21 protein-coding genes are annotated in these 21,335 nt (G+C 67.7%); 7 read left to right on the top strand and 14 right to left on the bottom strand.

What is annotated here, in order from left to right:
• Positions 1–40 precede the first annotated feature (40 nt).
• The 4 genes from ASC81_RS27555 to ASC81_RS16360 form a co-directional block, all read right to left on the bottom strand.
• Positions 41–709 carry a CAP domain-containing protein gene (locus ASC81_RS27555; RefSeq protein ID WP_200946876.1) on the bottom strand — a complete coding sequence of 223 codons (669 nt, stop codon included), beginning with the start codon at positions 707–709 and terminating at the stop codon, positions 41–43.
• Positions 710–844: 135 nt separating this feature from the next.
• Positions 845–3,181: an ATP-dependent DNA helicase gene (locus ASC81_RS16370; RefSeq protein WP_056269245.1), complete on the bottom strand. Its 2,337-nt coding sequence runs from the start codon at positions 3,179–3,181 to the stop codon at positions 845–847.
• Positions 3,178–4,386 (bottom strand): DNA polymerase IV, encoded by a 1,209-nt coding sequence (locus ASC81_RS16365; protein ID WP_056269243.1) that lies wholly within the window; start codon positions 4,384–4,386, stop codon positions 3,178–3,180. Before ASC81_RS16365 ends, ASC81_RS16370 begins: the two co-directional genes overlap by 4 nt.
• 46 nt (positions 4,387–4,432) lie before the next feature.
• On the bottom strand, positions 4,433–5,413 hold the full coding sequence (locus ASC81_RS16360) for an aldo/keto reductase (RefSeq protein ID WP_056269241.1): 981 nt from the start codon (positions 5,411–5,413) through the stop codon (positions 4,433–4,435).
• 167 nt (positions 5,414–5,580) lie between these two features.
• Here ASC81_RS16360 and ASC81_RS16355 point away from each other — a divergent pair, with 167 nt between their 5' ends.
• Positions 5,581–6,015 carry a YidB family protein gene (locus ASC81_RS16355; protein ID WP_056269240.1) on the top strand — a complete coding sequence of 145 codons (435 nt, stop codon included), beginning with the start codon at positions 5,581–5,583 and terminating at the stop codon, positions 6,013–6,015.
• Positions 6,016–6,097: 82 nt separating this feature from the next.
• Here ASC81_RS16355 and ASC81_RS16350 read toward each other — a convergent pair whose 3' ends face one another.
• The 3 genes from ASC81_RS16350 to ASC81_RS16340 all read right to left on the bottom strand — a co-directional run bounded on the left by ASC81_RS16350 (position 6,098) and on the right by ASC81_RS16340 (position 8,921).
• Positions 6,098–7,768 carry a PhoH family protein gene (locus ASC81_RS16350; protein WP_056269238.1) on the bottom strand — a complete coding sequence of 557 codons (1,671 nt, stop codon included), beginning with the start codon at positions 7,766–7,768 and terminating at the stop codon, positions 6,098–6,100.
• Between the two features lie 167 nt (positions 7,769–7,935).
• Positions 7,936–8,415: a peroxiredoxin gene (locus tag ASC81_RS16345; RefSeq protein WP_056269236.1), complete on the bottom strand. Its 480-nt coding sequence runs from the start codon at positions 8,413–8,415 to the stop codon at positions 7,936–7,938.
• Between the two features lie 131 nt (positions 8,416–8,546).
• Positions 8,547–8,921, bottom strand: coding sequence for an Mth938-like domain-containing protein (locus ASC81_RS16340; protein ID WP_056269235.1), 375 nt, complete (start codon positions 8,919–8,921; stop codon positions 8,547–8,549).
• 143 nt (positions 8,922–9,064) lie between these two features.
• On the opposite strand from ASC81_RS16340, the gene ASC81_RS16335 reads away from it, so the two are divergent.
• Genes ASC81_RS16335 through speD form a run of 6 tightly spaced genes read left to right on the top strand, consistent with a single transcriptional unit; the run spans position 9,065 to position 14,865 of the window.
• Positions 9,065–10,291 carry a pyridoxal phosphate-dependent aminotransferase gene (locus ASC81_RS16335; RefSeq protein ID WP_056269233.1) on the top strand — a complete coding sequence of 409 codons (1,227 nt, stop codon included), beginning with the start codon at positions 9,065–9,067 and terminating at the stop codon, positions 10,289–10,291.
• 18 nt (positions 10,292–10,309) lie between these two features.
• Positions 10,310–11,629 (top strand): homoserine dehydrogenase, encoded by a 1,320-nt coding sequence (locus ASC81_RS16330; RefSeq protein WP_056269231.1) that lies wholly within the window; start codon positions 10,310–10,312, stop codon positions 11,627–11,629.
• 1 nt (position 11,630) lies between these two features.
• Entirely contained in the window at positions 11,631–13,022 is a 1,392-nt protein-coding gene (thrC, locus tag ASC81_RS16325; protein WP_056269230.1) for a threonine synthase, read from the top strand.
• On the top strand, positions 13,015–14,223 hold the full coding sequence (glp, locus tag ASC81_RS16320) for a gephyrin-like molybdotransferase Glp (RefSeq protein ID WP_056269228.1): 1,209 nt from the start codon (positions 13,015–13,017) through the stop codon (positions 14,221–14,223). Before thrC ends, glp begins: the two co-directional genes overlap by 8 nt.
• Positions 14,224–14,225: 2 nt before the next feature.
• Complete coding sequence (locus ASC81_RS16315; protein ID WP_056269964.1) at positions 14,226–14,477, top strand: MoaD/ThiS family protein; 252 nt, start codon at positions 14,226–14,228, stop codon at positions 14,475–14,477.
• A 1-nt stretch (position 14,478) separates the two neighbouring features.
• The gene (speD, locus tag ASC81_RS16310) at positions 14,479–14,865 is read left to right on the top strand and encodes an adenosylmethionine decarboxylase (RefSeq protein WP_056269227.1); all 387 of its coding nucleotides are present in this window, start codon (positions 14,479–14,481) and stop codon (positions 14,863–14,865) included.
• On the opposite strand, the gene ASC81_RS16305 is transcribed toward speD, so the two are convergent.
• The 7 genes from ASC81_RS16305 to ASC81_RS16275 form a co-directional block, all read right to left on the bottom strand.
• Positions 14,823–16,352 (bottom strand): FAD-dependent oxidoreductase, encoded by a 1,530-nt coding sequence (locus ASC81_RS16305; protein ID WP_235533683.1) that lies wholly within the window; start codon positions 16,350–16,352, stop codon positions 14,823–14,825. The genes speD and ASC81_RS16305 overlap by 43 nt on opposite strands.
• Positions 16,353–16,440: 88 nt before the next feature.
• Positions 16,441–16,704 (bottom strand): hypothetical protein, encoded by a 264-nt coding sequence (locus ASC81_RS16300; protein WP_056269225.1) that lies wholly within the window; start codon positions 16,702–16,704, stop codon positions 16,441–16,443.
• 64 nt (positions 16,705–16,768) lie between these two features.
• Positions 16,769–18,337 carry a polyamine aminopropyltransferase gene (locus ASC81_RS16295; protein WP_056269223.1) on the bottom strand — a complete coding sequence of 523 codons (1,569 nt, stop codon included), beginning with the start codon at positions 18,335–18,337 and terminating at the stop codon, positions 16,769–16,771.
• Positions 18,334–19,287 carry a PD40 domain-containing protein gene (locus ASC81_RS16290; protein WP_056269222.1) on the bottom strand — a complete coding sequence of 318 codons (954 nt, stop codon included), beginning with the start codon at positions 19,285–19,287 and terminating at the stop codon, positions 18,334–18,336. Before ASC81_RS16290 ends, ASC81_RS16295 begins: the two co-directional genes overlap by 4 nt.
• Positions 19,288–19,327: 40 nt before the next feature.
• Entirely contained in the window at positions 19,328–19,669 is a 342-nt protein-coding gene (locus ASC81_RS16285; RefSeq protein ID WP_056269220.1) for a YciI family protein, read from the bottom strand.
• A gap of 5 nt (positions 19,670–19,674) precedes the next feature.
• Positions 19,675–21,009 carry a M48 family metallopeptidase gene (locus ASC81_RS16280; protein ID WP_056269219.1) on the bottom strand — a complete coding sequence of 445 codons (1,335 nt, stop codon included), beginning with the start codon at positions 21,007–21,009 and terminating at the stop codon, positions 19,675–19,677.
• A 102-nt stretch (positions 21,010–21,111) separates the two neighbouring features.
• A complete protein-coding gene (locus ASC81_RS16275) occupies positions 21,112–21,333 on the bottom strand; it encodes a DUF350 domain-containing protein (protein WP_056269216.1) in 222 nt (73 codons plus the stop codon).
• Between the last annotated feature and the right edge of the window lie 2 nt (positions 21,334–21,335).

Below are 21,335 nucleotides of genomic sequence, written 5' to 3'. Positions count from 1 at the left end.
GCCGACGGAAAAGATTTCTGCTCGTAGGGGCTGCCGCCCGTCAGCGTGGGGTGCCCAGCTCTTGCGACCAATACGTGCGGTAGGTCGTGTTGGCATTGCCGGCCACGCAGGCCACGCCGATGTCGCGGAAGACGGCGTTCATCAGGTTGGCGCAATGGCCGTCGCTCTTCATCCAGCCGTCCACCACGACGGCGATGCTGGGCTGGCCGGCGGCGATGTTCTCGCCCACGCTGCGCCAGGTGTAGCCGGCGGCGGTAGCGCGGTCACCCGCACTGCTGCCGTTGCTGCCGGTGTGGCTGAAGAAGTTGTTCGCGACCATGTCGTCGCTGTGCGCCACGGCGGCCTGGGTGAGCGCGGCGTTCCAGGTCAGCTCGGGGGCAGCCGGGAAGGCACCGCGCGCCCCGCAGGTGGCGCCGGCACGGCGATGGGCGTTGACGGCCGCCAGCATGTCGGCCTCAAAGTTGGGCAGGTTGCAGGTGATGCGCGTGCCGGCTGTCGCCGGTGGCGGTGCTGGCGTGGGTGCCGGAGCGGGCGCTGGAGCGGGCGTGGGTGCCGGTGAGGGGGTTGGCGCGCCAGGCGCAGCACCGGGCTCGGAGCCGCCACCGCCGCCACAGCCTGCAAGCGAGAGCAGGGTGGCCAGCATGGCGGCGGTAGCCAGGCGGGGAGCCGGCGCAGGGGTGGGAGAGGTGGCGGTGTGGACGGAACTCATGCCCTCAGCGTGGCACGACTGCTCCTGCTGCCGGTTACCGGGTGCTGCGATCAGCGAGGCGGGCGCAACATTCCCGAACATCTGGCACCGCCAGGCCGCAGGTCTCGTGATATCTGCCGCAGACCGGCCGGGTACTCAAAGCAGCCACCAGCTCGGCAGCAGCGCCCGCACTTCGGGCCGGGCATAGCGCTTGTCCAGCAGCCAGACCCAGCCGCGGTCGTCGACCGAGCGCAGAACGCGACCGGCGGCCTGCACCACCTTCTGCATGCCGGGCACGAGGTCGGCATAGCCGTGATCGGCGCCGAACATCGCGTCCAGGCGTTCGCGCACTTGCTCCTGCAGCGGCGACACGGGCGGCAGGCCGAGCGTGGCGATGAAGGCGCCGATCAGGCGCGTGCCGGGCAGATCCACGCCCTCGGCGAACGCGCCGCCCAACACGGCAAAGCCGATGCCGCGGCCGCCCTCGACGAAGCGGTCGAGGAAGGCGCGCCGCGCCGCGTCGCCCATCGCGCGCGACTGGCTCCACTGCGTGACCTTCGGGTGGCGCAGGGCCAGGCGCGCAGCGGCCTTGTCGAGGTAGTCGAAGCTGCTGAAGAACGCCAGGTAGTTGCCGGGGTGCTCAACGAACTGCTGGGCGAGCAGGTCGACCAGCGCGTCCAGCGACGCCTGGCGGTGCTCGTAGCGGGTGGACAGGCGCTGGGCCACCTGCACGGTGAGGTGCTCCGGCGGGAAGGGCGCGGGCACGTCGATCCAGGCGGTGTCTTCCGGCAGGCCGAGCAAGTGGCGCTGGTAGTCGGGCGGCCCCAGCGTCGCCGAGAACAGCGTGACGCTGTGGCAGCCTTCGAAGCGCTCTTTCAGGAAATGGCCGGGCACGATGTTGCGCACGGACAGCAGCACATCGCGGCCATCGTCTTCATCCTCCTCCAGCAGCGACAGGTTGGCCGGCGCTTCCATGATGGGCCGCGTGGCGGTGCTGCGCTGCAGGTCGCACAGCGAATGCGTGTCCAGGCGGTCGAGCAGGCGCTGCAGCCCCAGCACCTCGAAATAGAACTCCAGCATCGTGCCGACCTCGAGCGGGTGGTTCTGCACGTATTCGCCCAGGGCCGCGTTGACACGCTGCAGCGCTTCGCCCAGCGCCTCGGGCACAGCGGGCAGCGCTTGGTAGTCAGTGGTTTGGGCGCGGGCGAGCGTGGCCAGCTCTTTGGCCAGCCCGCGCAGCGGCGCACGCAGGCTGACCGGTGCGTCGGCCAGCGCCTCGCGCACGCGGGACAGGCTGAGGCTGACGCTGTACATGTCACGCGCACGGTCGATGAGGTTGTGGGCTTCATCCACCAGCAGCGCCAGTTTCCAACCCTGCGACTGCCCCAGGCCGTAGAGCTGGCCATGCGGGTCGAAGGCGTGATGCACATCGCCGACGACGACGTCGGCCCAGCGAAGCAGCTCCTGGCCGAGGTAGTAGGGGCAAACGCCGTGTCTGAGCGCAATGCGCCGCTGCACGGTGGGCTCCAGCCAGCCGGTCTGCACGGCCTCGTCGCGGGCGGCGGGCAGCTTGTCGTAGAAGCCACTGGCCAGTGGACAGGCGTCGCCGTGGCAGGCCTTGTCCGGGTGCTCGCAGGCCTGCTCCTTCGCCACCAGCGTCAGCACGCGCAAAGCGCCTTGGGGCGCACCCTCGGCGTTCGGCTTCATTGGGGCCGCCTCACGCAGCGCGTGCAGGGCCTCGAGCGCGGTGATGCGGCCGGTGCCCTTGCAGGTCAAGTAGCCGATCTTGTCGAGCTGGCGCAGCGGCAAGGCCCGCAGCAGCGGGTAGAGGGTGCCCAGCGTCTTGCCGATCCCGGTAGGCGCCTGGGCGAGCAGGCAGCGGCCGTTGGCGGCCACGCGGTAGACGGCCTCCGCCAGCAGCCGCTGGCCGGGGCGCATTTCGCCCAGGGGGAAGGGCAGGGCACTCAGGCTCGCATCACGCGCGGCGCGGTGCTCTGCCTCCTGCTGTGCCCAGGCCTCGAATTCGCGGCAGCGCGCCTCGAACGCGGCCTGCAGCAGGGCGGCCGGCACTGTTTCGCGCAGCACGGTCTCGTTCTGCGTGTCGGCGTCTACATAGACGAGGGCCAGTTCCAGCTCGGTCAGGCCGCGGTCGGCGGTGATGAGGGCGCCATAGGTGTGCAGTTGCGCCCAGTGCAGCGCACGCCGGTTCTCGGGGATGAGGTCAATCGGGCCGCGGATGGTCTTGATCTCTTCGAGCCGGTTCACGTCGGCCTCGTAGCCATCGGCCCGGCCGCGTACGCGCAGGTTGCCGAACTGGCCTTCGAGTGGCAGTTCGGTCTCATAGCCCGGGGAGCGCCGCGCCAGCACGGCGAGTTGCCCGGCCTGCCCCTCCAGCGCCGTGGCCGATGGCGTGAAGCGGCGGTCGAGGTCGCCGCGCTTGGCGGTGAACTCGCAAAGGCTGCGCACCGAGACGCTGTAGTGCCAGTCGCTCAAAACAGGCTCAAGTTGTCGGGCGCGGCAATCGGCTCGGCACGCGCCATTGGGGGTGTCGCCTGCACCTCGCTGGCATGCACCAGGTTGCCGATGCGCACGCCCATCAGCCGCAGGCGCTTGTCGAACTTGACGCGCTTGAGGCACAGGCCCACGGCGCGGCGGATGTCGGCAGCGCTGGTGATGGCGGCCTTGAGCGTCTGGTCGCGCGTGACGGTCACAAAACCCTCGAAGCGCAGCTTGATGCCCACTGTCTTGCCGGCATAGCGCTTGCGGTCGAGGTCTTGCGACAGCCGCTCGCAAAGGTCGTCCATGATGCCGCCGAGCAGAGCGCGGTCGTGCACCGCGTGCAGGTCGCGTTCGAAGGTGGTCTCGCGGCTGATGGACACGGGCTCGCTGTGCGTGACGACGGGTCGGTTGTCGCGACCGTGAGAGGTGGCATGCAGCCAGTGGCCGTAGCTCTCACCGAACTGCTCGACCAGCCATGCCGGGTCGGCGGCGGCGATGTCGCCTACCGTCTCCAGGCCGAGCTTGACGAGCCTGTCGCCGGCCTTTGGCCCGATGCCATTGATCTTGCGCACGCCCAGCGGCCAGATGCGGGTCGGGATGTCGTCCAGCGTCAGCACGCTGATGCCGTCGGGCTTGTCCAGCTCGCTGGCGATCTTGCTGAGCAGCTTGTTGGGGGTGACGCCGATGGAGCAGGTCAGGGCGGTGGCGCGGCCGACCGAGTTCTTGATCTCGCGCGCAACGGCCTTGACGCCGCCGAGGGGGTCGTGCCCGACGGCATCGCGCACGCCGGGTACGTTGCTCAGGTCGATGTAGATCTCGTCGATGCCGCGGTCCTCGATGACCGGCGCCACCTCGGCCACGGCGGCCTTGAACAGGCGCGAGTACTTGCGGTAGGAATCGAAGTCGGCCGGCAGCAGGATGGCGTCGGGCGCGCGCAGGGCCGCCTTCATCAGGCCCATGGCCGAGAACACGCCGAGGTCGCGCGCGGCATAAGTGCTGGTGGTGACGACGCCGCGGCCGGTGTAGTCGCGCAGCTTGGCGTAGCGCCAGCTACCGTCTTCCAGCTGCCGCGGCGCATCGGCGCGCCGGCCGCCGATGACGACGGCCTCGCCCTTGAGCTGCGGATAACGCAGCAACTCGACGGACGCGTAGAAGGCGTCCATGTCGAGGTGGGCGATCCAGCGCTCCGGTTGATGCATGCCCGGATTGTCACTGGGAAAAATGCCAGTGTCTGGCAGCAGCGTCTTACCAGAGGTGGTGCACCTGCGGCGCGATGCGGCGCTGGTAGACATCGGCCAGCGAGGCCATCAACGGCGCGGGCAGGGCAGCCAGGTCGGCAGCACTGACGTTCTCGTCCACCTGCGCGGGCGTGCGCCCGCCCGGAATGGCCGTGGTGATGCCGTCGTTCATCAGGATCCAGCGCAATGCAAGGCGGGCCATGCTCACGCCAGACGGCAGCAGCGCGCGCAGCTCCTCGACGGCGGCCAGGCCCTGCTCGAAGTCGACGCCAGAGAAGGTCTCGCCCTTGTCGAAGGCCTCGCCTTGTCGGTTGAAGCCGCGGTGGTCGTCGCTGCCGAAGCTGCTTTCGCGCGTGAACTTGCCGCTGAGCATGCCGCTGGACAAAGGCAGCCGCGCCAGCACGCCGACCTGCGCGGCCTGCGCTGCGGGCAGGAAGACTTCGGCGGGACGTTGGCGGAACAGGTTGTAGATGATCTGCACCGACTGAACGCCCGGGAACTTCAGCGCCGCCATGGCTTCGTCGATGCGCTCGACGCTGACGCCGTAGTGGCGCAGCTTGCCTTCGCGCACGAGGTCGTCCAGCGCGCCGAACACTTCGGGCATGCCGTAGACGGCGCTGGGCGGGCAGTGCAGCTGCAGCAAGTCGATGGCCTCGGTTTCGAGGTTTTGCAGGCTGCGCTCGATGAAGGGGCGCAGATCGCGATAGCCCTCGGCGGCATGCGGGCTGAGCCGCCGACCGGCCTTGGTCGCGACATAGAAGGCGTCGTTGGGGCGCTCGCGGCGCAGGCGGGCCAGCAGGCGCTCGCTGTGGCCGTCGCCGTAAACGTCGGCGGTGTCGAAGAAGTTCACGCCGCGGTCCAGCGCCCGGTGCAGCGCGGCCATGGCGGCCGTGTCGTCGGTGTTGCCCCAGGTGCCGCCAATGGCCCAGGCGCCAAAGCCGATTGCGGAGATATTCCAGCCGGTGCGGCCGAGCGGACGGTAGATCATGGTCGTGAAGGACGAAGCGAAGGTATGGGCGCGAGAGTGTCGTTGATAGCGCTCTCATGTTCCAGCCGTGACCATTCGCCCGTGCCATGCGGTCGGGATCTAGACTGTCGCACGGCGCCCACTCGGGCGGCGACCGTGTGGCGCGAGTCACATCACCGGAGATTGCAATGGGACTTCTCGACAACCTGCTCGGCGCCGCAACCCAGGGCCTGGGTCGCCAGGCAAGCGGCGGCGGCCAGGATTGGGTGGCGTTGATTTCTGGCCTGCTGGCCAACGGTTCGCTGCAAGGCGGCTTGGCGGGTCTGCTGCAGCAACTGCAGGCCGGCGGCCTGGGCAACCAAGTGCAGAGCTGGATCTCGACCGGCGCCAACCAACCGGTCTCTGGGGATCAACTGAGTGGCGCACTTGGCGGTGCCGGCGGTCTGCTTGGGCAACTGGCGCAACAGGCGGGGGTGTCGCCCGCCGAGGCTGGCGATCAGCTCAGCCAGTGGCTACCGCAGATCGTGGACAGGCTGACGCCGAACGGCCAGTTGCCCGCTGAGCTTGGCGCGAGCGGCCTCGGCGATCTGGCTGGCATGCTGGGCGGGCTGCTGAACCGCTGAAAGCAAGACGGCCCCGTGATGCTGAACCGCTGAAAGCAAAACGGCCCCGTGAGAGGCCGTGCAGGGACGGAAAAGGGTTGCCTCAGAGCACTTCAGAGGCGAAGTCCGCCAGCCTCGAGCGTTCGCCGCGCGCCAACGTCACATGCCCGCTGTGGGCCCAGCCCTTGAAGCGGTCGACCGCAAAGGTCAGGCCCGAGCTGCCTTCGGTCAGGTAGGGCGTGTCGATTTGCGCCAGGTTGCCCAGGCAGACGATCTTGGTGCCCGGGCCGGCGCGGGTGATTAGCGTCTTCATCTGCTTGGGCGTCAGGTTCTGGGCCTCGTCGATGATGACGAATTTGTTCAGGAACGTGCGCCCGCGCATGAAGTTCAGGCTCTTAATCTTGATCTTGCTGCGCACCAGGTCATTGGTGGCGGCGCGCCCCCATTCACCAGCGGTGGAGCCGCCCTTGGCCAGCACTTCGAGGTTGTCGTCCAGGGCGCCCATCCACGGTCCCATCTTCTCTTCCTCCGTGCCGGGCAGGAAGCCGATGTCCTCGCCGACCGGCACGGTCACGCGGGTGACGATGATCTCGCTGTAACGGCGGTCATCGAAGACCTGGCTCAGCGCGGCGGCCAGCGTCATCAGTGTCTTGCCGGTGCCGGCCGTGCCGGTCAGCGTGATGAAGTCGCACTCTGGGTCCATCAGCAGATTCAGCGCGAAGTTCTGCTCGCGGTTGCGGGCGGTCACGCCCCAGACGGCGTGCTTCTGGTGGGCGTAGTCCTTGAGCGTCCGCAGCACGGCAGTCTTGCCGGTGATTTCGGTCACCTTGGCATAGAGGGGCGTGGCGCCGGGCGCTTCCAGGTAGACCAGCTCGTTGATGAGCAGCGTCGGCACCAGCGGCCCGCTGATGCGGTAGAAGGTCGTGCCGCCCTGTTGCCAGCTTTCCATGGTCTTGCCATGGCGCTCCCAGAAGTCGCTCGGCAGGCCCTGCACCCCGGTGTAGAGCAGGTCGGAGTCTTCCAGCGTCTTGTCGTTGCGGTAGTCCTCTGCCGGCAAGCCCAAAGCGCGGGCCTTGATGCGCATGTTGATGTCCTTGGACACCAGCACGACTTCGCGGCCCGTATGGCGCTCCTTCAGCGCCTGGACGACGCCGAGGATCTGGTTGTCGGCCTTGCCCTGGGGCAAGCCCTGGGGCAGCGGCGCGTCGATCAGCTCCGTCTGGAAGAACAGCTTGCCCTCGGCCTCGCGGTGGCCAGTGCTGGCCAGTGACAGGCCCTTGGCCATCTCTTCGATGCCGCTGCTCTTCAGGCTGGCGGCGAGCTGGTCCAGCTCACGGCTGACTTGGCGCACGTTGCGCGCGACCTCGGTCATGCCCTTCTTGTGCCCGTCCAGCTCCTCGAGCGTGATCATGGGCAGGAAGATGTCGTGCTCCTCGAAGCGGAACAGCGACATCGGATCGTGCATCAACACATTGGTGTCGAGGACGAAAAGCTTGGGTGCGCCGGCCGCCTTGCTGCGGCTGCGTTTGGGCGCCGTTGCTGGTGCCTTGGCAGCGGACCTGCCAGCAGCGCCTTGCTTGCCGGCAGCGGGCGGTGCCGATGGGGTGGGGAGGCGCAGCACTTCGGCTGTCGGAGCCGCCACCGGCGCAGCGGCGGGTGCGACGCTCGCAGGCGTCGCGGGCCGGGCGGTGGTTTTGCTGGGGGTCAGTGTGACCGAGTAGTCGGAGGCTTCGAGGCGGCTGGCGCGTTGTGCAGGGGGCTTGGGCAGTGGCATTGACGGCTAGGCGGCAGGGGGTGGGCCCCACGACATCCCGGCGTCAGAAAGCAAAAAGCCGCGCAAGATGAGCGCGGCTTTTGAAGTCTGAGGCATGGATTCGACCCGGGGCATGAACTGATTATGCACATGCCGCGGTAGCCCGCGATGTCGGAGAACAACGCTGTTTAAGCGGCTTCCTTCTTCAGGCCTTTGACGGCCTTCAGCACTTCATCGACGTGGCCGGCGACCTTGATGCCGCGCCATTCGCCCACCAGGATGCCATTCGGTGCGATCAGGAAGGTCGAGCGCTCGATGCCCTTGACCTTCTTGCCGTACATGATCTTGTTCTTGACGACGCCGAACATGTGACAGAGCTTTTCTTCGGTATCGGCGATCAGCTCGAAGGGCAGCTCCAGCGCCTGCTTGAACTTGTCATGGGAGACCATGTTGTCGCGCGAGACACCGAACACGACGGCACCAGCTTTTACGAAGTCCTTGTGGCGGTCGCGGAATTGCATCGCCTCAGTGGTACAACCCGGCGTGTTGTCTTTCGGATAAAAGTACAACACGACCGACTTGCCCAGAAAGGCATTGCCGGTGAACTTCACGCCACCGGTGGCTTGAGCCTCAATTTCCGGCAGAGGTTTGTTGAGCGCAGGCGTCATTGGAGGGTGCGGCAAGTTGGGCTCACGGGGTCCCCGGGTCGTGCGCGCTGTTTGTGCAGCAATTCACGCGGGCGCCCGCAGGCAATAGCCAGCAATTATAAAGCCTCGCCCCGCTTTCCGGGCCGAGTAGCTTATCCCTCGATGAGCAAGGCCGCCAAGACGTTGCGACCTTCGCTGGCCAGCACGTTGTAGGTCCGACAGGCGGCAGCGAGGTCCATGACCTCGAAACCGATGCGTGTCTCGACCAGCCCGCGCCACAGCGCAGGGCTCGGAAAGCGCAGCTTGGCGCCGCTGCCAAAGACCACCAGCTCCGGGTTCAGCGCCTTGATTGCTTCGAAATGCGCGGCTGTGAGTTCCTCGAAGCGCGAAGGCGGCCAGGCGAGGACATCGCCCTTCCAGGGCACGAGGACGCTGGCCGTGTGCGGCTGGCCATTGACCCAGACGCCCTGGGCGTCATGGCGGGAAATGCTGTTGCCGCCTTGCGGCTCGTCGAGCTGGAACTTCATCGGTGAGAGGGCAGAAAGACGGGCGCGAGTGTCGCGCAGATCGGCAGGGCGCGTGCCCGGCCCTTGCTTAAACTCCCAGGCTCCCCGCTTTCCCCCGTTTCGCCCCTGTTTTCACTGCAGCTGCCGCTGCGCCGGAGCCCCTTTTGAAGCCCATCGCCAAGTCCAGCAAGCTCGCCAGCGTCAGCTATGACATCCGCGGCCCCGTGCTGGACAAGGCGCGCCAGATGGAGGAAGAGGGCCACAAGATCATCAAGCTCAACATCGGCAACACGGCGGTGTTCGGCCTGACGCCGCCGGACGAGATCGTGCAGGACATGATCCGCAACCTCGCCGACGCCGGGGGCTACACCGACAGCAAGGGCCTGTTTGCGCCGCGCAAGGCGGTGGTGCACTACACGCAGCAGAAGGGTGTCAAGGGCGTCACGGTCGACGACGTCTACCTGGGCAATGGCGCGTCCGAGCTGATCCAGATGTCGATCAACGCGCTGCTCAACGACGGCGACGAGATCCTCATCCCGGCGCCGGACTTCCCGCTCTATACCGCCGTCGTCGGCCTGTCCGGCGGACGCCCGGTGCACTACCGCTGCGACGAGGGCGCCGGCTGGCTGCCTGACCTGGCCGACATCGAGGCCAAGATCAGCCCGCGGACCCGCGGCATCATGGTCTGCAACCCCAACAACCCGACCGGCGCGCTGTATCCGGACGACCTGCTGCTGGGCATCATCGAACTGGCCCGGCGCCACCAGCTCGTCGTCTTTGCCGACGAGATCTACGACAAGACACTCTACGACGGCGCGACCCACACCAGCATGGCGAGCCTGGCCGACGACGTGCTGTTCGTGACCTTCAACGGCCTGTCGAAGAACTACCGCGCCTGCGGCTACCGCGCCGGATGGATGGTGGTCAGCGGCGAGAAGCGCCACGCCCGCGACTACATCGAGGGCCTGAACATGCTCGCCTCGCTGCGCCTGTGCTCGAACACGCCGGGTCAATTGGCGATCCAGACCGCCCTGGGCGGCTACCAGAGCATTGCCGACCTTGTGGCGCCCACCGGCCGCCTGTGCCGTCAGCGCGACCTGGCCTACGAGCTGCTGACACAGATCCCCGGCGTCAGCGTGGTCAAACCGAAGGCGGCCCTCTACATGTTCCCGCGCCTTGACCCCAAGATCTATCCGGTTGCCGACGACCAGCAGTTCGCCTACGAGTTGTTGGCCGAGGAGAAGGTGCTGATCGTGCAAGGCACCGGCTTCAACTGGCCCGAGCACGATCACTTCCGTCTTGTCTTCCTGCCCAACGTCGACGACCTCCGCGAGGCCGTCGGCCGCATCGACCGTTTCCTGGCGGGCTACCGCCGCCGTCACTCTTCCTGAAGTCCTGAGAGCCCTGCAATGAAAGCGATTCAAGTTGGCCTGATCGGCCTCGGCACCGTCGGTGCCGGCACCTTCCACGTCTTGCAGCGCAACCAGGCCGAGATTCGCGGCCGTGCTGGCCGGGGCATCGAGATTGCGATGGTCGCCGCGCGCAGTGCCGAGCGCGCCAAGGCCTACCAGGCACAAGTTGGCGACGGCGTGCCCTGCATCGGGGACCCGCAGCAGCTCGTCGACAACCCGGACATCGACATCGTCGTCGAGCTGATCGGCGGCATCGAGCCGGCGCGCTCGCTGGTGCTGAAGGCGATTGCCAACGGCAAGCATGTCGTCACCGCCAACAAGGCCCTGCTCGCCCTGCATGGCACCGAGATCTTCGAAGCGGCGCGCGAAAAGGGCGTCGTCGTCGCCTTCGAGGGCGCGGTGGCCGGCGGCATCCCCATCATCAAGGCGCTGCGCGAAGGCCTGACGGCCAACCGCATCGAGTGGATCGCCGGCATCATCAACGGCACGACCAACTTCATCCTGTCGGAAATGCGCGGCAAGGGCCTGGACTTCGGCGTCGTGCTGAAGGAAGCCCAGCGCCTGGGCTATGCCGAGAGCGACCCGACCTTCGACATCGAAGGCGTCGACGCGGCCCACAAGCTGACCATCATGAGCGCCATCGCCTTCGGCGTGCCGGTGCAGTTCGACAAGGCCCACGTCGAAGGCATCAGCGCCTTGCAGGCCACCGATATCAAGTACGCCGAGCAGCTCGGCTACCGCATCAAGCTGCTCGGCATCACCCGTCGTCGTGACAACGGCATCGAGCTGCGCGTGCACCCGACGCTGATCCCGTCGACCCGCCTGATCGCCAACGTCGAAGGCGCGATGAACGCCGTCGTCGTGCAGGCCGATGCCGTGGGCACGACGCTGTACTACGGCAAGGGCGCCGGTGCGGAGCCGACCGCCTCGGCCGTCGTCGCCGACCTGGTCGACGTCACCCGCCTGCACACCGCCGACCCGGATCACCGCGTGCCCCACCTGGCCTTCCAGCCCGATGCGATGAGCAACACGCCCATCCTGCCGATGGCCGACGTGCAAACCGCCTTCTACCTGCGCCTGGTCGTGGCCGACCAGGCCGGCGTGCTGTCGCGCATCACGACCATCCTGGCTGAGCACGACATCTCCATCGACGCCGTGCTTCAGCGTGAGTCCGCGGAAGGCGAGCGCCAGACCGACCTCATCATCCTGACGCACGACACGGTCGAGGGCCGCATGAACGAGGCGCTGGCCAAGATGCAGGGCCTGCCCACAGTGCTGGCTCCAATCGTCAAGCTGCGCAAGGAAGAACTGGCCTGACATGAAGTACATCTCCACCCGCGGTGACCAGACCGAGCGCGGCTTCTCCGACATCCTGCTCGAAGGCCTCGCCCCCGACGGCGGTCTCTACCTGCCCAAGTCCTATCCGCGCGTTGACGCGGCCACGCTGGCGCGCTGGCGCGGCCTGGCTTACGCCGACCTCGCTTTCGAGATCCTGTCGCTCTACATCGACGACATCCCCGCCGACGACCTGCGTGCGATCACGCGCAAGGTCTACACGGCCGAAGTCTTCGGCACCGAGCAGGTCACGCCGCTCACGTGGCTCGGCGATGGCATTGCGCTGCAAGGCCTGTCCAACGGCCCGACGCTGGCCTTCAAGGACATGGCGATGCAACTGCTCGGAGCCCTGTTCGAGTACGAACTCGGCCGCCGCGGCGAGACGCTCAACATCCTTGGTGCCACCTCGGGCGATACCGGCAGCGCGGCCGAATACGCGATGCGCGGCAAAACGGGCGTCAACGTCTTCATGCTCAGCCCGCAAGGTCGCATGAGCCCGTTCCAGCAGGCGCAAATGTTCAGTCTGCAGGACGAGAACATCCACAACATCGCCGTCGACGGCGTGTTCGACGACTGCCAGGACATCGTCAAGGCGGTCTCCAACGATCTCGCGTTCAAGCGCGAGCACCGCATCGGCACCGTCAATTCCATCAACTGGGCGCGGCTGCTGGCCCAGGTCGTCTACTACTTCGCCGGCTACTTCTACGCCACCAAGACCAACGCCGAGAAGGTCAGCTTCACGGTGCCGTCGGGCAACTTCGGCAATGTCTGCGCCGGCCATGTCGCGCGCCAGATGGGCTTGCCCATCGCCAAGCTGGTCGTCGCGACCAACGAGAACGACGTGCTCGACGAGTTCTTCCGCACCGGCGCCTACCGACCGCGCGGCACGGCGGATACGCATGAGACGTCAAGCCCGTCGATGGACATTTCCAAGGCCAGCAACTTCGAGCGCTTCGTCTTCGATCTGCTGGGGCGCGACGGCGCGCGGGTGAAGCAGCACTTCGGCGAGAAGCAGTTCCAGCTCGATGCCAGCGAGCATGCCGACATTGGGGGCTTCGGCTTTGTCTCCGGTCGCAGCACGCATGCCGACCGTATCGCGACGATCCGCCGTTGCCATGCCGAGCACGGCGTCATCATCGACCCGCACACCGCCGACGGCCTCAAGGTGGCGCTCGAAAAACGCGAGCCTGGCGTGACCATGCTGGTGCTGGAGACGGCTCTGCCGGCCAAGTTTGCCGCCACCATCCACGAGGCGCTGGGCATCGAGCCCCCGCGGCCCGCGGGCCTGGAAGGCATCGAGCAAAGATCGAAGCGCGTCAAGCAGATGCCAGCCGATGTGGACCAGGTCAAGGCCTACATTCACGCCCATGTCTGAAACCAAGAGGCCGCCGCTGATTGCCCTGGATGAGGCGCTGGCCACGTTACTGACACAGGTCCAGCCGCTGGCCGGACGCGAGACGCTGGCAACCAGCGCAGCGCTGGGCCGCGTGCTCGCCGCTGACCTGATCTCGCCGGTCGACGTGCCGCCGGCCGACAACTCGGCGATGGACGGCTATGCCCTGCGTGCCGCCGATGCTGGTCGCCCATTGCCCGTGACCCAGCGTATTCCCGCCGGCAGCGTGCCCGCGCCGCTGCCGCCCGGCGAAGCGGCGCGCATCTTCACCGGCGCGCAGGTGCCGGCCGGTGCCGATACCGTCGTCATGCAGGAGTTCACCGAAGTCGTGGACGACAAGGTCAGCGTGACGCAGCCCATCACCGCGGGCGCGAACGTGCGCCTGCGCGGCGAGGACGTGAGCGCCGGTGCCGTCGTGCTGTCGGCCGGTACGCGGCTGGATGCCGTCAGCGTCGGCTTGGCCGCCACGGCCGGGGCGGCCGAGCTGGCGGTCACCCGCCGCCCGCGCGTGGCCCTGTTCTCCACCGGCGACGAGCTCGTCATGCCCGGCGAGCCGCTGCCGCCCGGTGCCATCTACAACTCAAACCGCTTCACTTTGCGGGCGCTGCTCGAAGGCCTGGGCTGCCAGGTCATCGACCTCGGCATCGTGCCCGACCGCCTCGACGTGACCCGCGCCGCGTTGCGCGAGGCGGCTTCGCAAGCCGACGTCATCCTGACCTCGGGTGGCGTGTCGGTCGGCGAGGAAGACCACCTGCGCCCCGCCGTGCAGTCCGAGGGCCAGCTCGACCTGTGGGCCATCGCCATCAAGCCGGGCAAGCCATTCGCGTTTGGCCGCGTCGGCCACGCCCACTTCATCGGCCTGCCCGGCAACCCCGTGTCCAGCCTGGTGACCTTCCTGGTCCTCGTTCGGCCGTTCCTGCTCAAGCTGCAGGGCGCAAAGCGTGTTACGCCGCGCGGCTATCGTCTGGCCGCCGGCTTCGACTGGCCCAAGCCCGACAAGCGCCGCGAGTTCCTGCGAGTGAGACTGGACGAGGCCGGCGGGCTGGCCATGTTCTCCAACCAGAGCAGCGGCGTGCTGACCTCGGCTTTCTGGGCCGACGGCCTGCTCGACAACCCGCCCGGCCAGGCTTTCAAGTCGGGCGATGCGGTGCGCTTCATTCCGTTCTCGGAGCTGCTGGCGTGACTATTACGGTGAAGTTGCGCTTTTTTGCCTCGCTGCGCGAGAAGCTGGGCGAAGGCGAGGCACTTGTCTTGCCGGAGGGCAGCAGCGTCGCCGACGCGCGCATGGCCTTGCAGGCACGCGGGGGCGCTCATGCCGAGGCCCTTGCCCCCGGCCGCGCCGTGCGATCCGCGCTCAACCAGAAGATGTGCGCCGAGTCCGCGCTTTTGTCTGACGGCAACGAGCTGGCCTTCTTCCCGCCGGTGACTGGCGGCTGACGTGCAAGGCCTGCACCTGACGGCCGACTTGAACGGCGTCGATCCCAGGCTGCCGGTCATGCGCGACGCGGACGCGCTCGCAGCGCTATGCCGCACGGCGGTCGTGCAGTCGGGTCTCAGCGGTGTCGCCGAACTCTTCCACCGCTTCTCGCCGGACGACGAGCAGAGCGGCGTTACCGGCGTCGTGCTGCTGGCGGAATCGCACCTGGCCATCCATACCTGGCCCGAACTGGGCGGGGTGACAGTAGATGTCTACGTTTGCAATTACGGCGCGGACAACAGCGCGAAGGCCGAGGCGCTGATGGCGGCGCTGGTCAAGGCTTTTGAACCCATCGCGATCAGCCGTCAGAGCCTCAGCCGCGCTGCAGCCAGCGCGCCGGCCGTGTAGGCCTCTTCAAACACCGAATAGCCGGCCAGGTCGGCATGCGCGTAGACGATGCGCCCGGCAGCCGCGTTCAGCGCCGCCAGCGCGTCCGAGCCGCGCACGCCGGGCGCCGGGATGCTCATGGCATGACCGAAGCGGCACAGGTCGATGCGCTCCAGCTTGGCCGGCAGGTCCGGGTGGGTCTGCGCCAGCTCGTCGGTGACGAACTTGGCCCAGTGCTGCCAGGACTGGCGCAGCAGTTCGCCGCGCTGCGCGGCGGGCAGCGCGAAATAGGCGGTCAGCAGCGGCGGCTTGGGGCCAGGGTCCAGCGACTGGTGCCGCGCGTCCACATAGCCCAGCGCCGTGGTGCCATAACGCACGCTGTCCCAGGCGGGCGGCATGCCGGGGCGGTGCAGCAGCGGCTCCCGCAGCAGCAGGTTGGCAGTCAACCAGGGCGCATAACTCAGCCGTGCAGCGGCTTGGCGCAGCGCGTCGGGCGGCGTGGCCAGCAGGCGCGCGCTGATGAAAACGGGCGTGGCCATCACCACCGCCTGAGCCTGCCAGCGCTCGGGCGCAGCCGCGGTCTCGTCCCAGGTCAGCAGCTCGATGCCGTGCTTGCCCTCGCTCACGCGCAGCACGCTGCGGCCGTGGTGGATGCGCTGTCGCAGCGGCTCGGCGATGCGCTCGCTCAACCAGCCGTTGCCTTGAGGCCAGGTCAGCACTGGCTCACGCTCGGCCGTGTCATCGCCCGGCGCATGAAAGCCGTGGCGGCTGGCGAAGTAGTGCAGGCCAGCCCAGGCGGACACGCCGGCCGCGCTGGCGCCGAAGTCATCGCGGCAGCAGTAGTCGAGGTACCAGCGCAACCGTTCATCAGTCAAGCCGGCGCGGTCCAGCCAGGCGGCGAAGTTCTGCGAATCGAGTGCCTGGTGCGCGGCGGTCCAGGGTGCACGGCGGGTTGGCATCGCGAAGCCAGCGTCGCGCTGTGCCTCGGCGACGAGGGCTGCAAAGCGCCGGTATTGCGCCCGGAGGGCCGGCGTCTCGGCCGGGGGCAACAGGCCTTCCTGCCACGCGCCGTCGATGAAGAGGCGCTCCTGCGGGCTGTGGCAGAGGTGGCGCTCGGCCCATTCCGTGCGACCGAGATGCGAGCGCGCCACGCCCAGGTCGTGCAGCAGCTCGCTGACCTCGCGCGCCTGGTCGCCCGGCACCGGCAGGTAGTGGGCGCCGAGGGGGCAGGGCGCGCCGCCCAGCGTGTGGCCACGGCTGTTGCCGCCGACGGCGTCTTCCAGGTCGAGCAGTGCGATGTCGTCCATGCCGCGCCGGGTCAGCGCCCGCGCGCAGGCCAGGCCTGCAATGCCGCCACCGACGATGACGACACTGGCTTTCCGAAATGGCCCGTCGGCGCGCGGCGGCTCACCGCGCAGCCGGTGACCGCGCTCCGGGTGTGTGCCGACCCAGCCGCCCTGCAAGGCCGGCGCATCGCCTGAGCAGCCGCTGGCCAGCAGGCTGATCAACAGCGCGCGTCGGGCGGGGGAAGGCGGGAAAAGGGCGGTTAGCGGGAGCAAGGCGCGCAGGTTAGCAGCACGCCTCGCCGCTCAGCTGTCACGACCGGTGAGCCGGGTCGAGATCGATGTTGGCGTCTTCACCGGTCGCTGAACGCCACTCTCGCAACTCGGCCGCCAGCACCGGGTGCTTGTCGGCATCCGCGCGGCGGATCAGCTCTTCGACGTTGTCGTCGGTCACCTGCTCATGGCCCACGCCGCTGACAAGGTTCTGATAGACGCTGTCGATATCGCCAGGGTCGCTGTTGGCGGGCGTGGTCGGCACATCGACCTGGTTCAGGGCGGGGGAAGGGGTGGTCTGCATCGCGGCTCCTGCACCGGCGCCATCGGCCGGCGAACCCTGCGCCTGGCAAACGGCATTCCCGCGATCAATGGGCCTGGCCCCACTCTTCCTCGAAGGTCTGCACCAGCACCTGGTTGGACAGCCGGTTCACCTCGGCCGGCACCCGCGCCATGTCGGGGGGAAAGTCCAGCAGCGGCGGCATGCCGGCGGGTGTGATGAAGCGCAGGCCGGGCGGGAAGGCCGCCGGCAGCCGGAATGGCCGGCGCGAGGCGATGACGAAACCCCATTCCCCGAAGCTGGGTACATGAGCGTGATATGGCGTCGTTGTCAGACCGACCGACTCGATGGTCGACACGACCGTCCAGAAGCTGCGTCGGGCGATCAGTGGCGACGTGGTCTGCACGACCGCATAGCCGCCGGCGCTGAGGTGCTGATCGACGAGTTCGTAAAAGCTGGCCGTGTAGAGCTTGCCGAGCGAGAAGTTGGATGGGTCGGGGAAGTCGATGACGATGACGTCGAAGACTTCTGACTGCCGCTCCAGCCAGCCGAAGGCGTCGGTATTGACCACGCGCAGTTTGGGGCTGGACAGGGCGCGGTCGTTGAGGGCCGCAAGTTTGACGTTGTCGCGAAACAGCGTCGTCATCAGCGGGTCCAGCTCCACCAGGGTGACCTGCTCAACGCTGGGGTGGCGCAACACCTCGCGCACCGCCATGCCGTCGCCACCGCCCAGCACCAGCACGCGTTTCGGCGCGCCATGCGCCGCCATCGCCGGTTGCACGAGGGACTCGTGATACCGGTATTCGTCCTTGGAGTGGAACTGCAGGTTGCCGTTCAAGAACAGGCGCGTACCGGCGCGGCTCTCGGTGACGACGATGCGCTGGTAGTCGCTGCTTTGCTTGAAGACGATGTCCTCACCATAGAAACGGTCCTCCGCCCAGGTCGTCAGCTGTTCGGCGCCGAGCAAGGCAGCCAATAGCAACGTGGCTGACAGCGCCGCGGCCGCGACATGGGTGCGCAGCGCGCGCAGCTCGGCGCGGAACAGCCACAGCGCCCACACGGCCACCGCCACGTTGAGCAGGCCGAAGGCCACGCCCGTGCGCACGAGACCAAGGTGGGGTACCAGCACCAGCGGGAAGGCCAACGCGACGAGCAGCGCGCCGAGGTAATCGAAGGTCAGCACCTGCGAAACCAGGTCCTTCAGGCCATAGCGCGCGCTGAAGTGGCGTTTGAGGATGCGCATGACCAGCGGAATCTCCAGGCCCACCAGCGTGCCCACCAGGAGCACCAGCGCGTAGAGCAGCACGCGAAAGGCGGTGGCTTCGCCCGGTGGCAACAGGCTGTGCACGATGAACAGCGCCGCCGGCATCAGCCCGCCGACGACACCGACGAGCAGTTCCACCTGCAGAAAGACACCCACCAGCTGGCGCTCGACAAAGCGCGACAGCCAGGAGCCCAGGCCCATCGCGAACAGGTAGACGCCGATGATGGTGGAGAACTGCAGCACCGAATCGCCGAGCAGATAACTCGCCAACGCACCGGCGGCCAGCTCGTAGACCAGGCCGCAGGCGGCGATAACGAAGACGCTGGCAAGCAGCAGCAACTCGGCCAGGGAGGCGCGGCCGGGCGGTTCGGCAGGAACGGCGGGTTGCGTCAAGGCTTGGGCGGGGTGAGCAGCACCGAGAAAGCCAGGCGCTGCCCATCGGCGCTGGCGGCGATGTTGCGAATGGCGCCGCTCAACTCCGGCAAATCGGCGAAGGGCTTGAAGCCTCCGCCCGGCTTGCCGTCCCAGCGCAGCAGCAGATGGCCGCGCGCCATCAGCATCGAGCCGTCGGGCAACCAGACGAAGTACTGGCTTCGATTGGTCTCCTTGTCGCCCTCGGGCAGCGGCGGCGTCTCGACCAGCACCTGGGGCTTGGCGTCGCCGATACCCATCGTCGTGATCACCCAACGCTTGGGGTCGGTCTGGTCGACGAAAGTGGCGCGCTTGCCATCGGCGGTGCGGCCCAGCGAGCGGCCGGGCTTGGTGGTGAGCAGCGTCTGCTGGCCGTTGGTCCGCTGGATCAACACGGCGCGGTGCTCGTTGCGCTGCGGCACGTCGTCAACGATGAAGGCGGCCAGCAGATCGGGATTGATCCAGGCGTGATAGCCGATGCGCTTGGTCGCCACGACGGGCGCGACCGGCTTGCCGTCCCAGCTGAACAGCCACAGCGAGGGCTCGTTCATCTCGATGCCATAGGCCGGGTCGGCGGTGATGACGCGGATGGCCGAGAAACCGCTGCCGTCGGCCAGCGGCGTGGGCGAATACAGGTTCTCTGCCGTCGCCGTGACGGCGGTCGTCATGCCCTTGGCGAGGTCGTACCGGAAGATGTTGTTGGAGCCGGATCGCCCCGACGTGTAGACAACCGCCGCGCTGTCGGGCGTGAAGGCCGGCTGGAAATTGTTGCCTTTGCCCGGCGTGATGTTGCGGACGTCGCTGACCTTGCCAGCGGCCAGGTCGAGACGGGCGACCATGACGGCGACGTCGGGCGGCGCATCGGCGGCCGAAGCAACGCTGACGATGGCGAGGAACAGGGCCGCGGCGAGGCGGCGGGCGGTGGAGGTCATGGCTGGGCTGTGCAGTCGTTCGGCGGAGCGCGAGTTTCCGCTAGAACGACACTGGCTGCGGCAGCGCCTTGCTCCAGTGGAAGATGTCCCAGCCAGCGCGCAGACCGCCTGTTGTGAAGGGGTCGGTGGCGATCAGCGCCTCGACGGCGGCCTTGTCCGGTGCACGCACGACCCACAGTGCGCCCACCGGCGTCGCCTCGGGCGACTCGCGCAGGGAGCCGGCCACGCGCAATGCGTCAGCGTGCGCGGCCACCCATTCGAGATGGGCCTGCAGCAGCTCGCGGCGCAGCGCGCCTGCGCCGGGCTTGTCATGAAAGCGCACCGCGAACAGCGTCCAGTCCTCGTGGGCATTGGTGGTCAGTGCGGCGAAGTCGTGTTGCATCGGCGTCAGGGCGTGCCCATGGCCTCGCGCCAGCGCATCGCGTCATGGATGCGGTGGCGGGTGCTGGGGTGGTGGAAGAAGATGAATTCCTCAAGCGCTCCCGGGTCGGCCTTGCGGTACTCGACCAGGCGCAGCTGGGCCTCGGCAAAGCCGTGTGGTTCGCGTGACAGGTTCAGGCCAAAGCGGTCGGCCTCTATCTCCTGCAGACGGGTGATGCTGTGGTTGATCGGCGTCGCGAGCGTGAAGAAGACCGACAGCACGGCGACCAGCATCGGCAGACCAGCTACGTCGTCGATGCGGCTTACGCCGGTGGCGCCAGCTAAGCGCGCGAGCAGGCGCTTCATGGCCCATGCGACGACGGCGAAGCCGACGAAGATCAGCGGCGTCAGCAGCGCGATGTTCTTGGCCATGTGGTTCATCACGTAGTGGCCGAGCTCATGGCTCATGACGGCGCGGATCTCCGCCTCGGAGGTGCGGCGCAGCAGGTTGTCGTTCAACCGCACGGCGGCTGTGCCGAGCAGGCCAGACACATTGGCGCTAATGCGGGTCGTCTGCCGTGAAGCATCAAAGGTGTAGACGTTGTCCACCGGCACGCCGTTGGCATGGGCCATCTGCAGGACCGCCGTCTTGACCGTGCCGTCCTCGACCGGTTGGTAGGTGTTGAACAGGGGCTGGATGAGGACAGGCGAGATGGCGACCAGCACGACGAGCGCGGCGATGCTGCCACCCGTGCCCCAGATCCACCAGCGCTCGCCGGCGCGGCGGATCACGGCATAGAGTCCGGCGACGACGATGCCCATCATCAGCATGTCGACGGCCTGGGACAGCGCCGTTTCGCCCAGCCAGGCGAGGAACGTCTGGGTCGACATGCCATAGGCCTGCTCGCGCCACCAGCCGCTGTAGATGGCCAGCGGCAGGGTCAGCACGGCCGAGGCCAGCACGTAGGCCCCGCCGAACAGCATGTCGCGCCGCACGGGCCCGCGGCCGACGCGCTGGGCCCAGTCGCGCAGACGGGCCGCCCGCCGGCCGCTCATGAGGATGGCCGTGACAGCCAGGCCGAACAGCAGTTCCCAAAGAATCAGCCAGTAGCCGCCGGTGTAGTAGGCGTCGGACCTGGCCTGCACCTCGGCGGGCAGGCGGTCCAGATAGGCCTGGGTGGCGGCCTGGGCGTTGCGGGGCAGGGCGGCGCGCCAGGCGTCGTCGACGGGGCGGATCTTGAAGCCCGAGGCCTGGGCCGTGGCGTCGGCCTTGCGGGTCTGCTCCTCCGCGGTGGGGGGCTGCGCCAGCGTGGCGCTGTTCAGGCACAGGGTCAGCGCGGTCGCGATCAGCCAGGTTCTCATCGGGCACTCCTAGATTTCGAAGGGCGCGATTCTGGTGACGCGGACCGCGGCGTCATGGAGGCTTGCGATGGACGGGAGATTCGGGCTGATCAGCCGCACCCGTCAGCCATGGATGGCGGCCGCGACGATGTTGCCGATGGAGATGCACATCGCCCCGACGACGATGGCCAGCGCCAGGTTCTTGTGCTCGACGATCTCCTCCCACAGCTTGTAGGGCGTGATCTTGTCGACGATGACAAAGCACAGCCAGAAGATGAACACGCCGATGACGGCATACATCGTCGTGCCGAGGATCACTTCGGGTTTGAGCCAATCGAGGGTCATGT

Source organism: Pelomonas sp. Root405, assembly GCF_001425165.1.
Classification (GTDB): Bacteria; Pseudomonadota; Gammaproteobacteria; order Burkholderiales; family Burkholderiaceae_C; genus Pelomonas.
Note: the sequence above shows the minus strand (reverse complement) of the source record. Positions and strands in the feature narration are given on the sequence as shown.

Coding starts and splice junctions, on each gene's coding strand:
- ASC81_RS16345 (WP_056269236.1), bottom strand. CDS start 8,415: ATGACGCCTGCGCTCAACAAACCTCTGCCGGAAATTGAGGCTCAAGCC.
- ASC81_RS16290 (WP_056269222.1), bottom strand. CDS start 19,287: ATGACCTCCACCGCCCGCCGCCTCGCCGCGGCCCTGTTCCTCGCCATC.
- ASC81_RS27555 (WP_200946876.1), bottom strand. CDS start 709: ATGAGTTCCGTCCACACCGCCACCTCTCCCACCCCTGCGCCGGCTCCC.
- thrC (WP_056269230.1), top strand. CDS start 11,631: ATGAAGTACATCTCCACCCGCGGTGACCAGACCGAGCGCGGCTTCTCC.
- ASC81_RS16300 (WP_056269225.1), bottom strand. CDS start 16,704: ATGCAGACCACCCCTTCCCCCGCCCTGAACCAGGTCGATGTGCCGACC.
- ASC81_RS16280 (WP_056269219.1), bottom strand. CDS start 21,009: ATGAGAACCTGGCTGATCGCGACCGCGCTGACCCTGTGCCTGAACAGC.
- glp (WP_056269228.1), top strand. CDS start 13,015: ATGTCTGAAACCAAGAGGCCGCCGCTGATTGCCCTGGATGAGGCGCTG.
- ASC81_RS16350 (WP_056269238.1), bottom strand. CDS start 7,768: ATGCCACTGCCCAAGCCCCCTGCACAACGCGCCAGCCGCCTCGAAGCC.
- ASC81_RS16275 (WP_056269216.1), bottom strand. CDS start 21,333: ATGACCCTCGATTGGCTCAAACCCGAAGTGATCCTCGGCACGACGATG.
- ASC81_RS16360 (WP_056269241.1), bottom strand. CDS start 5,413: ATGATCTACCGTCCGCTCGGCCGCACCGGCTGGAATATCTCCGCAATC.
- ASC81_RS16330 (WP_056269231.1), top strand. CDS start 10,310: ATGAAAGCGATTCAAGTTGGCCTGATCGGCCTCGGCACCGTCGGTGCC.
- ASC81_RS16340 (WP_056269235.1), bottom strand. CDS start 8,921: ATGAAGTTCCAGCTCGACGAGCCGCAAGGCGGCAACAGCATTTCCCGC.
- ASC81_RS16285 (WP_056269220.1), bottom strand. CDS start 19,669: ATGCAACACGACTTCGCCGCACTGACCACCAATGCCCACGAGGACTGG.
- ASC81_RS16365 (WP_056269243.1), bottom strand. CDS start 4,386: ATGCATCAACCGGAGCGCTGGATCGCCCACCTCGACATGGACGCCTTC.
- ASC81_RS16355 (WP_056269240.1), top strand. CDS start 5,581: ATGGGACTTCTCGACAACCTGCTCGGCGCCGCAACCCAGGGCCTGGGT.